General features: G+C 43.4%; 13 protein-coding genes. 6 read left to right on the forward strand and 7 right to left on the reverse strand.

Going from position 1 to position 12,287, the window contains the following annotated elements; translation table 11 throughout:
• Positions 1-134 precede the first annotated feature (134 nt).
• Positions 135-806, reverse strand: coding sequence for a YoaK family protein (locus OO778_RS22970; RefSeq protein ID WP_005391213.1), 672 nt, complete (start codon positions 804-806; stop codon positions 135-137).
• A 152-nt stretch (positions 807-958) separates the two neighbouring features.
• Positions 959-1,360: a GFA family protein gene (locus tag OO778_RS22975; RefSeq protein ID WP_012842460.1), complete on the reverse strand. Its 402-nt coding sequence runs from the start codon at positions 1,358-1,360 to the stop codon at positions 959-961.
• Positions 1,361-1,562: 202 nt separating this feature from the next.
• Between OO778_RS22975 and OO778_RS22980 the strand changes: the two genes are divergently transcribed.
• Together OO778_RS22980 and OO778_RS22985 are read left to right on the forward strand one after the other, a co-directional pair.
• The gene (locus OO778_RS22980; RefSeq protein WP_150917873.1) at positions 1,563-2,192 is read left to right on the forward strand and encodes a hypothetical protein; all 630 of its coding nucleotides are present in this window, start codon (positions 1,563-1,565) and stop codon (positions 2,190-2,192) included.
• 124 nt (positions 2,193-2,316) lie between these two features.
• Entirely contained in the window at positions 2,317-3,600 is a 1,284-nt protein-coding gene (locus OO778_RS22985; protein WP_047008385.1) for a peptidoglycan DD-metalloendopeptidase family protein, read from the forward strand.
• Positions 3,601-3,707: 107 nt separating this feature from the next.
• Here the strand turns inward: OO778_RS22985 and OO778_RS22990 are convergent, their stop codons facing one another.
• Both OO778_RS22990 and OO778_RS22995 read right to left on the reverse strand, forming a co-directional pair.
• Positions 3,708-5,528: a GGDEF domain-containing phosphodiesterase gene (locus tag OO778_RS22990; RefSeq protein WP_074189912.1), complete on the reverse strand. Its 1,821-nt coding sequence runs from the start codon at positions 5,526-5,528 to the stop codon at positions 3,708-3,710.
• 183 nt (positions 5,529-5,711) lie between these two features.
• Positions 5,712-6,599, reverse strand: a complete 888-nt coding sequence (locus tag OO778_RS22995) for a LysR family transcriptional regulator (protein WP_005391202.1) — start codon at positions 6,597-6,599, stop codon at positions 5,712-5,714.
• Between the two features lie 105 nt (positions 6,600-6,704).
• Here OO778_RS22995 and OO778_RS23000 point away from each other — a divergent pair, with 105 nt between their 5' ends.
• From OO778_RS23000 to OO778_RS23010, 3 genes are all read left to right on the forward strand, one after another.
• The gene (locus OO778_RS23000) at positions 6,705-7,898 is read left to right on the forward strand and encodes a multidrug effflux MFS transporter (protein WP_074189913.1); all 1,194 of its coding nucleotides are present in this window, start codon (positions 6,705-6,707) and stop codon (positions 7,896-7,898) included.
• Between the two features lie 178 nt (positions 7,899-8,076).
• Entirely contained in the window at positions 8,077-8,424 is a 348-nt protein-coding gene (locus tag OO778_RS23005; protein ID WP_005391198.1) for a hypothetical protein, read from the forward strand.
• A gap of 133 nt (positions 8,425-8,557) precedes the next feature.
• Positions 8,558-8,692: a hypothetical protein gene (locus OO778_RS23010; RefSeq protein WP_005391196.1), complete on the forward strand. Its 135-nt coding sequence runs from the start codon at positions 8,558-8,560 to the stop codon at positions 8,690-8,692.
• 126 nt (positions 8,693-8,818) lie between these two features.
• Here OO778_RS23010 and OO778_RS23015 read toward each other — a convergent pair whose 3' ends face one another.
• The 3 genes from OO778_RS23015 to OO778_RS23025 all read right to left on the reverse strand — a co-directional run bounded on the left by OO778_RS23015 (position 8,819) and on the right by OO778_RS23025 (position 11,772).
• Complete coding sequence (locus OO778_RS23015) at positions 8,819-9,433, reverse strand: glutaredoxin (RefSeq protein ID WP_005391194.1); 615 nt, start codon at positions 9,431-9,433, stop codon at positions 8,819-8,821.
• A gap of 44 nt (positions 9,434-9,477) precedes the next feature.
• Entirely contained in the window at positions 9,478-10,335 is an 858-nt protein-coding gene (locus OO778_RS23020; protein ID WP_005391192.1) for a DMT family transporter, read from the reverse strand.
• 465 nt (positions 10,336-10,800) lie between these two features.
• Positions 10,801-11,772 (reverse strand): porin, encoded by a 972-nt coding sequence (locus OO778_RS23025; protein WP_047008380.1) that lies wholly within the window; start codon positions 11,770-11,772, stop codon positions 10,801-10,803.
• Between the two features lie 74 nt (positions 11,773-11,846).
• Between OO778_RS23025 and OO778_RS23030 the strand changes: the two genes are divergently transcribed.
• Positions 11,847-12,125, forward strand: coding sequence for a hypothetical protein (locus OO778_RS23030; protein WP_074189914.1), 279 nt, complete (start codon positions 11,847-11,849; stop codon positions 12,123-12,125).
• Positions 12,126-12,287: the final 162 nt, after the last annotated feature.

Raw genomic sequence — 12,287 nt, forward strand, 5'->3', positions numbered from 1 at the left:
AGCCCTGTTAGCCCTAGTTGTTATAAGGTTTTTTAGCTGCGTTACAACACGATAAAACGTTTATTATGATGTGCAGCGGTGAGATAGTTGAGCTATAACCGATTGAAGCATTCGGCCTCAATCGGTTCGAGATTTTATGCTTTTTGTTGGCGACTAAGCACGTAAAGGTAACTCCAGTAGATCAGAGCCGTAGCGAAAGCCAATATTGCAGGGAAAACGAGCGTATATAATCCATATACCACGAATAGTGCGGCTCCCGCGACACCGCCCAGCAAGAATCCGAAGAAAATGAATAGGAATAGCTTTGCTTTACGTCGATCAAATTGACGACCTCTTAAGCTTTCTCCAATCATAATCCCCAGATCGGTGATGATCCCAGTCATATGTGTGGTTCTGACTACTGCGCCGCTGAATGTAGTGATCATTGCGTTTTGTAATCCACATGCTGCTGACGCTAGATATTGGCCGTACAAATCCCCTTGCACCAAAAAGCCCAAACTGAGTAGGAGCAAGCTCCCTTCTATGCACAGTGCAACACCATATCTTCGCCCTAGTTTTAACGCACTGCTCTCAATAAAAAAGCCGCTAAAGGCAGCACCGATCAAAAAGCTAAATACGATGAAGAGCAGGTGAATGGAGCTATCCACACCTGTTAGCAAGCTGTTCCCTAGCTGAGTTACGGTTCCCGAAAGATGTGTTATCGCTTGATGTTGAAAGCCGAGAAGACCAACGGCATTGACGCAGCCCGCGAGAAGGGCAAGTAGAAACGCGCCATATTCCACCCAACGAGGAAGTCTGGAAATCACAATAAAACCCCACCAAATGTTAGGAGCCGATTATAACGCTCACACCGCGTTACGAAACCCCTTACAGTAAAACTCGGTTGATCATTCTCAAAAAAATCTCATTTATCGAGCTTTTGAGTTGACCGTGATAACGACATAGAGGGGGATTTCCCCTACCTGATGTGTTCCATTGTACATTCGAAACTCACCCATCCATGTTTCCTCTGCTCATAGATGGAAACCGTTGGTTGGTGGAACTCTTTATCAGTAAAAAGACCGACGGGAATGATCATGATTTCAGGAAATGTAGAGACCAATAAGCGCATTGTCGTGCCGCAAGAAGGGCAAAACTCATACTGAACCTCGCTGCCATCATCCCCCATTCGGGTATAGCAGGTGACTTCACCGTTTAAGGTTACGTGCTCTTTATCAAAGCGAGCCTGTACCCCAAACACACTGCCTGTCCGCTTTTGGCATTCAAAACAATGGCAGACAGATGTACGGATGGGTTCTCCCTTACAACGGAGCTCAACTAAACCGCAAGCGCATTCGCATGTATGAATGGTTGTTGTCATCGTGATTACCTATTCTTCCCAATACACCAATGAATTTGGAACACTGAGAGCAGTGTCAGTGGCCAGTTATGAACTCTGGGCTTGAAAATCATTTGGATACAGTCAGTTTAGTTTAATTTTGAAACACTTGAAGGGATGAAATCATTTGGGTATACAATGCTATACTCGCTTTTCATTTATCCCTTTAAACAAGGAAGTCTTCATGGCTCACAAAAGAATCCTGCCGATACCACTTATTCTTCTTATTCCGATCGTATTATTGGTCGTGGTTGTGATCGCGGGTGTTTATCGCTTTAGTTTGTCTGATGAAGAGATCATGGCTAAGTTCCCTCAAACGGAAGCAGAAACCAATGTTATTGTGCAAGAGACGCTGGGAATTACTTCACGCAACCCATGGACGATTCAAGTACCAGAGCAGGGAGCGGTCACTTTTCTTGATGAGTGGGATAAAGAAAACGGCTATTTGATAGGCGATTATGATGCAGGTGCGACAAAAGGTCAGGTACTCGTTCCAACTGCGTTTATTAGTCAGCGTGAGATTGAGAGTGTTTCATGGATTGCTGCACCGATGATTGTAACGACACAAGGTAGCGGTTCGTTTAACTATGTTGGCTTGTTTAAGTTTGACCCCGTGCCGAGCCGAGTTGTCCTTTTAGACAGTATTTTTGTCGGTGACCGCGTTAAATTTACCCAAATTACATGGGAAAGTGATGCCATTATCGCGCTTTCATATTTAGCGCATGGTGACGATCAAGCAATGGCAGATACGCCAAATCAATTAAATTCATCCACATTAAAGCGTGTAGGGAATAACTTACATATGCAACAGTGATGAATTTTTTTTGAGTTCTGTAAAAATTCAGTGTTTTCTGCGCTAGATCTCGAAATTTCATAGTGATTTCTTATACGGGAATGCATAAGCTATGAGCCTTGTTTGAAAGGAGATAGTAATTCCCGTGTCTACAAATGAAATTACAAGACGGTTGCCGAATCTGACAAGTCGTAGAGCGCTGCTGTTATACTCCTTGCCAGTTTTAGTTGCGATTGGTGTTTCTCACTCTCTCAAAGAGTCATCTTTAACCAAAACCATCGCATTGAACCTGCCTGAATCTCAGGTCGTTGAAAAAATTCTTGATGCGACAACTGCCGAAGTTGTCACTCCCCCGAACTTCGAATATCAAATCCAAGCTGGTGACAACCTAAGCACTATTTTTAGCCAGCTCGGTTTCGGTTACAGCTCGTTAATGAAAGTAATGGAAACGGATTTGAACTACCTTGCACTTGATACACTAAAGCCGGGCAATACGCTCCGTTTTTGGCGTGATGATGCGACAGGCGAGTTAGAGAAAATGGAACTGCAATTTTCTATTGCAGATAAAGTGGTCTACCAACTAAATAGTGATGGTAGCTATGACTTTACCGATATCTCGATTCCTGGCGTGTGGAGCCAAGAACCATTGGTTGGTGTTATTCAAGGCAGTTTCTCTTCTTCTGCAAGTCGACTAGGTCTAACGTCGGCAGAAGTGAGTCAAGTTGTGAGCTTACTCAAAGAGCAACTCAACTTTGGGCGTGATCTTCGTGCAGGTGATCGATTTGAAGTCGTTCGTCGTTCGCAAAGCATCAATGGTATACCAACGGGCAAGAACGAAATTGAGGCGATTAAGATTTACAATCGCGGACGTGAAATCACGGCTTACCTTCATACCGATGGTCAATTCTACAATGCTAAAGGCGAGAGCTTGCAACGCGCATTCCAGCGTTATCCTGTAAGTAGCCGTTGGCGTATCAGTTCTGGCTTCAATCCTAATCGTTTACATCCAGTAACGGGGCGTGTCGCACCGCACAACGGTACTGACTTTGCCGTGCCAACCGGTACACCAGTCGTTTCTACTGGTGACGGTACAGTAATCATGACTCGTAAACACCCTTATGCGGGTAACTACGTGGTTGTTGAGCACGGCAGCAAATACAAAACCCGTTACTTACACCTAAGTAAGATCCTGGTTAAGAAAGGGCAAAAGGTTTCTCGAGGCCAGCGTATCGGTCTTTCCGGCAAAACAGGTCGAGTGACAGGGCCACACCTTCACTATGAATTGATTGAATACGGCCGTCCAGTTAACGCTATGCGAGCAAACATCCCAATGGCGAGCTCTGTTCCTAAGAAAGAGATGGCAACCTTTGTCGCGAACAGAGATGAAATGGATAAGCTATTACGCGATAAAGAGAAAGCAGTGCTGTAACAAAGTACTTCGCTCAAAAAATAAAAAGAGACTAAGCATAGCTTGGTCTCTTTTACTTTGTGCATTAACTAGATTTACATTCCATGACCGTCGCTTGTTTAGAGCTCTTAGGCGCTCCGCACTTCACGTTCATTTATCAGGTGTACGATTTCATCAACACTGTGTGGGCGAGAGTAGAAATAGCCTTGAATGTAGTGGCAGCCCATTTCAATTAACTTTTGTAGTGCTCTATCGTCTTCTACGCCTTCGGCAATCAAATCCACATCAAGCAGTTCTGCCAATTGCGCTATCAAAAACACCACTTGTTCAGAGGTTGTATTTGAGAGCATGTTTTGGACGAAGGTTGCATCGATTTTAATGCTATCAATCGGATAATTGTGTATATAGTTCAAGCTTGAGTATCCCGTACCAAAATCATCCAACGCGACTTTAAAACCTAAGTACCGCAATGAGTTAAGTACCATCTGTTCACGACCACTTTGCGAGAGTAAAACGGTCTCGGTGAGCTCTATAACAAAGTCTTTTGCTTCATGCTGATACTTTTCAACCATGTTAGTTAGGTGGTTAATATAGCGGTTAGAGTCGACCAGCTCATACGCAGAGCAATTGATAGAGAGTTTGACTTTGTATCCTAAGTTAGCTTCTAGCTCTTGTTTTGCGATACATGCGAGTTCAATAATACGTTCACCCAACTCGATAATCAGGCCTGATTGTTCGGCAGCTTCAATGAATTCCGCAGGGGAGATATTTCCGTAAACATTGCTGTTCCAGCGGGCTAGGATTTCAAAGTAATTCCAGCGATCGCTTGTGATATCTACGATTGGCTGAACAACGACATACAACTCTTCGCTATCATGTATGTTAGCGCTTAGTTGAATGCGCATGGCTTCAATAAGCTGCGTTCTACGGTGATAAAGGGCGCTAAGGTGTGTGTCGTAATGCTGAATTCGTGTATCGCGATGTTTTTTACAGTCTTTGAGAGCGAGACTGGCATTCAAAATTAGCTCATCGCTGTTCAACATATGTACTGGTGCGCGCGCGATACCAATACTAACAGTGAAAGAAATTCGGTTAGATTTGTCGCTGTAGCCGCTTTCAATTTTGTCGAGTACTTCCTGACACACGGCGACAGGATCTTCGTCGTAAGTAATGAAGGCGAATTCATCTCCTGCTACACGAAAAGCGTTGTTTGGCGATGACAAGCTTTGTTGAATAGCGTTCGCCGTAAACTTAATGATTTGGTCGCCGATGTAGTTTCCGTTGATATCATTGATCGATTTAAAGTTATCGATGTCTAGGTAAGCCAAACTGAATGGACGAGTGGCCTGTTGCGTCAATGTCTCCAAGGTGTCAGCTAAGCAGCTACGGTTGAGCAGTCCAGTTAGGTTATCATGCGATACTTCATAGCTAAGCTGATTAAGAAGCTTATCTGAACGTTCACTGACCCACTTTTCACGTAAGCTGTGAATAATGACATTGGCATAAAAGCGGTGGAAGTCGAGGATATCTTGCGCTTCCTTAGCGTGGATGCTTCGGGTAAAGGTAGACAATAAAATTCCCAGAACCTCGCCATTTTGTGTCTTCAATGGCAGGCCAATGTAAGCCTGAATGCCATCCTCTTGAAACATCTGATCTTCAGGAAAGCGTTTGTAAACTTGGTCCTGATAGAAAATATGTTCGCCAATGTCTTTTGCCACTTTTTCACAGGGGGTGCCTGAAAGGTGGTAGCTTAGATTGTCTGTAATTTTTCCATTGCTAGCGAAGGAGATGGTATGAGCCGAATGTTGAAGATGCGCAACTTCTACAACGCAAGTGCAATGGCTCTGCAATTGTTGATGAATATCTAACGTGACTCGGTTTAGCTGAGCCGTGCCATTTAGCTTCAATATTTCATCAATTTTGTGGAAACTGATTTGTACCTGACCCATTGAGCATTTCACCTAGCGTTGTGATTACCATATCGTGTGAGACACGAAGAATTATTATTTGATATGCATCAAATAAACTATCGTTTACTAAGGCGAATTTTTCAAATTTTGTGAACGAACAAATCATTATTTTCATGTTTTTATACTTGAACCTTTTAAAGGTATAGCGATCAAAACGCTAAGCTAGGCGCGCTTCTCCTCTTCTAATCGCGATTTGAGATAATCGAGGAACAGCTTAGTTCGGGTATGCTGATAATCCAGCTTTGGATAGTAGGCATATACAGTGGCTTTATCCGCTGTGATATCGGGCAGGATAGGGACTAACGCGCCGGATTTGAGATCATCTTTGATCATGACGTTATTCGTCATCAGAATACCCATGCCTCTTTTGGCACCATGAAACAGCGCTTCTGGGTTAGTCGTGGCAAAGTTACCGGACAAGCTGATACGTTTACCTCGATTGGTTTTGATTTCTCGTGAGGGCTTTTCACCCCAAATCAGGACATTATGCTCTGTCAGATCCTCAACGCATTGTGGGGTGCCATATTTTTTTAGGTAACTAGGCGCGGCGTAAAACTGGGCTTTATGTTCGAAAAGTGCGGTGGCTTTGAAACTTAGCGAATTAAGTTGCTCTAATTCCCGGCTAATAAACAGGTCTAAGCTTAGCTCTGGCAATTGGCCCGGTAGCGTTGTCGTTAATTGAAGCGTAATGTCTGGATATTTCTCAAGAAAATCATCTAGGTAATGCACCAAAAACTTAGAACCAACCGCCAGTGTCGCGCCAATTTTCAATAACCCCGCTGGTGATTGATTGACTGAGCGAGTTTCATCTAATACTGATTGCCATGAATCCAACTGATTTTTTGCTCGTTGATAAAACAGCGCACCAGCTTCGGTTTGGCTAATAGAACGGGTCGTGCGTTTAAGTAGCTGAACGCCAATTTTATCTTCTAGCCATTGAACTCGTTTACTGATAGCTGAGCTGGTGGTATTGAGTTTCCGCGCTGCAGCATTAAAGCTACCTTCTTCGACCACACGAATATAACTCTTCACGCTTTGAATCCAGTCCATTGTGTCTCCTTGGGAATTAATTCCTTTCCAACTTAGCTGATTATCATCTTTGAGTATCAAATATACACTGTTTGCCATCAATCTGTCACAAAGTAGGAGGAACGTTTGCGTAAAACACCATTGTTATTAGCGATGATGATCATTGCCACAGGCCAAGTTGGCGTTAGTATTTATCTTCCTTCTTTACCATTGATTGGTCATGACTTGAATTTGCCGCAACATTCGATTCAGAATCTCGTCACACTATTTCTCGTTGGTTTCGGTATCTCTCAGCTTTTTTATGGCCCATTGTCTGATGCGATTGGTCGTCGACCAGTATTTATTCTGGGCCAAAGTGTGTACCTAGTTGGTACGGTTATTTGTATCGCCTTTTCGGACAACATTATTGCTCTTGAAGCGGGGCGGTTACTTCAAGGTTTGGGAGCGGGCAGTGCCTCGGTGCTTGGTCGCTCCGTATTGCGTGACAGTTATGACGGTATGCAATTAACCAAAGCGCTATCTTATATTTCAGTCACGGCATCTGTGATGCCAATTATTGCTCCGCTGTTTGGTGGTTGGATTGCTTTTCACCTGAGTTGGCATGCTGTCTTTGTGTTTGTGCTGATTTACTTAATGGCAATTTTTACGCTTGGTTTATTGGTGCTGCCAGAAACGCTGCCTTACCCGAAGCGAAAATTTAAAGTAGGCCAGGTGAGTGCAAATTATTTGCGCCTGTTAACGAATACTCAAGTGATTGGTAGTGCGAGCTACAACTGGCTTAGTTATTTATCGGCTCTGGTCACGCTTTCCTTGTATCCATTTTTAATGCAACAAGAGTTAGGCTTAACGGCGGCGGATTATGGCTCGTTGATGATCATACCGTCAGTTGGTTTGCTGACGGGTAGCTTAGTGCTTAATTTGATCAACGCTCGTTACAAAGCTCAGCAAATTTTGCTGATGAGTTTCGCGATTGTTGCTATTGCTGGCTTCATGTTGTTGGTTACACCCTTCAGTGTATTTTCATTACTAGTGGCATTTACGTGTTTAAGTTTTGCCCAAGGCATGTCGTTTCCGGTATCAATTAGTTTGTTGCTGTCGCCACATAAGCAACAGGCCGGAGCGGTTTCTGCGCTATCTGGATCAATTCAAATGTGTTTAGCCGGGTTGTTTGGCGGATACTTGGTAGATTCTTGGGTCACGAATCAAAACCAGCTTGGGGTGTTTTATTTGTTTATTGCGTTACTTTCTTGCTGTGTGCTTGCATTGAGTCAATTTCGTAAAGTACCCAAAGGGACGATTCAAGCAGAAACTTCCACCTGAATATACTTGCAACGAAAGAGGCAGCTTTCTAAAATGCGCTGCTAAATTAAGTCAGGATCATTGTGTATATTGAATGACTCAGTTTGAGAGGAAGAGGGCAATGCCTGATGCTCCTCTCAAGCTTGGGGATACATTTCTGCCCAAATGACTATCCGATCTCTAATCGTTAGGTGAAAGAATGCAACAAAACGAATTTGAAACACTGGTAAAAGAAATTACTCAGCAAGAAAGCATGCCAAAGGCACTCGAAGTCTTGAAGGCGTGTGAGGAAGAAGAAGTTGCACAAGCGGCACAATCCCTAACGGGTCAGTTTGGTCTTGCAGAAGTTGATGGCGAGAAACGTATTTACCATATTACCACTCAAGAAGACGAGTCCGGAGAAGAGCAAGAATACGTGGAGCATGTCATGAATGAAGGCGATCACTTGATCAAATTTGCTGCGTGGTTCTTTGAAACATTCTTTGAAATCAAACAGAAAGATACGTACGTCGCAGCGGGTAAAACATACCAGCAACCTAAGCGATAGGCGCCCGTTTCGAAAAAGTAATCAGAACCAAACTGAAAGTTAATTACAAAATAAACGTGACGCCAGTCTTGTTTTTATCTAATTGTGGTGTAAAATTACAACATAGTTAAGTCAATACATTCAGGAGAAGGTCATGGGTAACGAACTTGGTGGTGCTTATATTGGCCAGATGATTGCAAAAGACGCGATGCACAAAGCGCTTTACGGTAAAGCGAAGAAGAAAAAAGCTTCTGTTTTTGCTCGTGTTATGAAAAAACTGGCGAAATAATTTAAAAAGCCCTGATTGAAGAATCAGGGCTTTTTGCTTTTATCTGTCTTGTTTTTAGTGGCAGCCTACATATTGAACAACATTGGTAAACCACTACTCAAAGACGGGTGGCATTTGAATCAAACGCTAAGCGGATTGGCTTGGTATCTCCACGACATTGTTAGGCACTTTATCTAGCCCCTTTGCTGCTAACCACTTTTCTAAATCGTCAGCGCCTCCAACATACTTTCCATCCAACCAGATCTGCGGCACTGTTACCGGCGTTTTTTCTCCAATGATGGCCTTTACTTCGGGGATCATGCGATACAAAGCAGCGCTGTCTTTAACCACGTCATGATACTCGTATTGAACACCAGCATCGTCAAGTAGTTGTTTCGCTTTGACACAGTAAGGGCAGGTGGCTTTACCATAAACAATGTTGCCTTTTAGCTCATCGCGTTTGACCCATTCAGCGATAACTGATTGCACAAGCACGCCCCGGTTTAGCGCTTCTCCTTGGCTGACCACTTTTCCTTCGACGAGAAGAATAGGTGCATGCCAGGCCCCTGCTTTTAATGGTTCCCACCAATGTGATAACCAATCTTTTACTTCCAGTTCAACGGGGACATCAGCGAGTTCGTTTTTAAAAGTATCAGTCAAAATATCTTTAGTTAACGTACATTCACCACAAGGAATATTGACTTTGAATGGACCCCAACTACCAGCCCAGCGGTACAGTGTAATTTTGATTGGTTGACTCATATGGTGTTCCTCATTTCCTTTCCTGAAAATATAGAACCTTGAAATTAGACTTTTCTTTCAACTAGCTTTGTCTTTTTCGCTTCCCAGTGTGTAATAAACGCAATGGAGGCAATAATAATCGCGGCGCCTAGCCATAAACGACCAGGTGGTACCCAGCCAAACACCAACCAGCCAGCAACGACATTCAAAGGCAGTTTTGCGTGATCAAATGGTTGCACAAACGAGGCGTCTGCTACTGCATATGCTTTAACGATAGCCCATTGAGCGAGTGCTGTAAGCGCGCCTGCGGCTAAAAGTACGCCCCATATCGTCCAGGTATTTGGCATCGTAAATGTCGGTATTGCCAATAAGATATTAAACGGCGTTATCAGCAGTAATAAATAGACAACCATGGTTGAGGGCGGATCGTTGACCGACATTTTCTTTACCATCAGAGAATACGCTGCCCAGAAAAATGCGGCGCCAACAGGGAGCAGGGTCGCCCATGTAAATGAATCTGCCCACGGCTCAAGAATGATCATAGCACCAACGAACCCTGTTAATGTTGCTAACCAGCGTGCAGTACCTACTTTCTCTTTGAGTAACAAGCCAGATCCAACCGTTGCAAATAATGGAGAGGTCATCAGCAGCGCAATGCCTTGCCAAATCGGAACTGGATAAGCGAGTGCCCAAAGCCAAAGCTGAATCCCGATAACAGAGAGAAAAATACGGAAGGCATGCCAACCAAAGTGTTGGGTTCTTAGTGAGCGTCTAATTCCAAGTGTACGCAGATAGGGGAGAATGACAAATAAGGCAATAGCGTATTGGAATAATGCGAATGTGGTGGAAGATACACCAAAGTTGATGCTAGCAATTTGGGCGAAGCTGTTCACTATGGCGAATGCCAAGCCAGCTGTTAGCATCCAGGAAGCACCTTGAACAGGATGATGATTCAATTGAAAAATTCCAGTTTGATAGAGGTGGCGGGATCATACGTCCTATTGTTTTTCGCGCCAATAAAAAAATGCCTCCCAGAGGGAGGCGACATTACCAATTCAAAGGACGTGCCTGTTATAACAGGTACAAAGAACGAGAAGCACAAACGCTGCCATGCATTTGCATAATTAGTATTGCAGAACGCGTGCCAATTTTTATCTGTTTGATTTTAATTGGCTTTTTTGTTTTAGTTCGGTTGGCTATTAGGAGAAATGCACTAACTTAGTGACAAATCGCATTAAAAGAGGGCAGAAGCAGGAGTCGTTACGCTCGTTTTTCATTGCAGAGCGATGCTTGGATATTGTGAAAACTTATCGAGTTGTGTTGGGTTACACAAAAAATGGCCAGCAAAGGTGCTGGCCAAGTGGACTCGCTCTTAGGACAAGAGTGAATTAGAAATCGTAACGTACGCCTAGGCGCAGTGTATCTTCGCCTTCTGTTACTAGACCTGTTGCTGGATCTTTTGCTTCATCAAGTTGGTTGATGTAGTAAGACAGGTAAGTACGGAAGTTGCTGTTTAGTTTGTAGTAACCAACAAGCTCGATACCTTCAACGGTGTCGTACTTTGAACCGTTGTCTGGATCATTCTCTTGAGCTGTGTATAGCGCAGCAAGTGTCACTTTGCTCGCTACTTTGTAGCTTGCTACTAACTCGTAAGCCGTAAAGTCTTCAGAGTCAGTCAGGGAGCCTTGAGAATAAGTACCTGCTAGGTAAAGGTTATCCATCGAGTAAGCGATACCACCTAGAATTTGATCTTCAGAGTTGTCTTTATCTACGTCGCCACCAGAATATGCAAGACCGAGGTCTAGGCCCATTGGCAGTGAGTACATTCCAGAGATGCCGTATTTATCTTCGTTATCACTAGAGTTTGCTTGGTAGGTTGCTTGCAGTTGTAGTGCATCAAACGCACCACGGTATGCGAAAACGCTGTCTTGCTTATCAGAAGACGAATCGATAACTTGCTGAACACCAGAGAACTCAGTGATATCCGTCATGTCAGAGATGATGACTGCAGCCATGTCTTGACGACCTACAGAGAAAGCACCGATATCAGAGTCGACACCTGCATACATGTAGCGGTTTTTGAATTCACTCTTGCCCGTTTTTTGCTCGGCTTCGTAAACACCGAATGCAGAAAGGCCATTGCCGATGTCCGTTTTACCTTTTAGATTAAGACGAGCGCGGCTTTTATCTTCCATAGAGCCTTCGACTTCAGCACCACCTGAACCGATGAAGTCACCACGGAACTCAACGCGGCCGCCAACTTTTAATTCAGTACCATCGTTTTTGTATACTGTTGCTGCGAATGATGGTGCTGATACCAATGCTGTAAGAATTGCAGTAGTTAGTGCTGCCTTTTTCATTTTCTTATTACCCTAGTTGTAATCGATGGGCTTTCTTGCCCGATGTGTTGATGACGCTAAGGTAAACGCTGAAAATGAAAGATAGATTTCTGTTAAGTTATGATTTGATTGCACTTTTATTGCTGGCGAGAATAAGTGCCCCTTCTTATATCTCTTATAAAAAGAAAGGTTTTATCTTTTTTGAGGTTTTTCTGCCTTCTATTGGAGACCGTGCTTTTTCCAAAAAGTTCCTGAACCTATTTTTGTTCCAAAATGTAAGTAAATATTTCATTTTGACGGGAAAGTTATTTTCAAAAGTTGGGGTTCATCAAGTATTTGTGAGCACTATCTCGTTAAAGCATTTCTTTTTGTAAGGTTTTTTAGCCTGGATTTTTTTCGGATAAGTAAACGTTTGCTTTTTAGTTTTTTGCTGAGAATTTTTCACTCGGTTATCAGGAACTAATCAAATAAAGTGTCGGCAGTTGTTACACAAAGGTAAATCCATTCTGGCGGAAAAGATGCCCCAGAGGGCCTTT

The organism is Vibrio sp. STUT-A16 (genome assembly GCF_026000495.1).
GTDB lineage: Bacteria > Pseudomonadota > Gammaproteobacteria > Enterobacterales > Vibrionaceae > Vibrio > Vibrio diabolicus.

What these genes read in the sequence shown, in the direction of transcription:
- OO778_RS23025 (WP_047008380.1), bottom strand. Translation starts at nt 11,772, where the DNA reads ATGAAAAAGGCAGCACTAACTACTGCAATTCTTACAGCATTGGTATCA.
- OO778_RS23010 (WP_005391196.1), top strand. Translation starts at nt 8,558, where the DNA reads ATGGGTAACGAACTTGGTGGTGCTTATATTGGCCAGATGATTGCAAAA.
- OO778_RS22995 (WP_005391202.1), bottom strand. Translation starts at nt 6,599, where the DNA reads ATGGACTGGATTCAAAGCGTGAAGAGTTATATTCGTGTGGTCGAAGAA.
- OO778_RS22990 (WP_074189912.1), bottom strand. Translation starts at nt 5,528, where the DNA reads ATGGGTCAGGTACAAATCAGTTTCCACAAAATTGATGAAATATTGAAG.
- OO778_RS23020 (WP_005391192.1), bottom strand. Translation starts at nt 10,335, where the DNA reads ATGCTAACAGCTGGCTTGGCATTCGCCATAGTGAACAGCTTCGCCCAA.
- OO778_RS22975 (WP_012842460.1), bottom strand. Translation starts at nt 1,360, where the DNA reads ATGACAACAACCATTCATACATGCGAATGCGCTTGCGGTTTAGTTGAG.
- OO778_RS23015 (WP_005391194.1), bottom strand. Translation starts at nt 9,433, where the DNA reads ATGAGTCAACCAATCAAAATTACACTGTACCGCTGGGCTGGTAGTTGG.
- OO778_RS23005 (WP_005391198.1), top strand. Translation starts at nt 8,077, where the DNA reads ATGCAACAAAACGAATTTGAAACACTGGTAAAAGAAATTACTCAGCAA.
- OO778_RS22980 (WP_150917873.1), top strand. Translation starts at nt 1,563, where the DNA reads ATGGCTCACAAAAGAATCCTGCCGATACCACTTATTCTTCTTATTCCG.
- OO778_RS23030 (WP_074189914.1), top strand. Translation starts at nt 11,847, where the DNA reads ATGAAAGATAGATTTCTGTTAAGTTATGATTTGATTGCACTTTTATTG.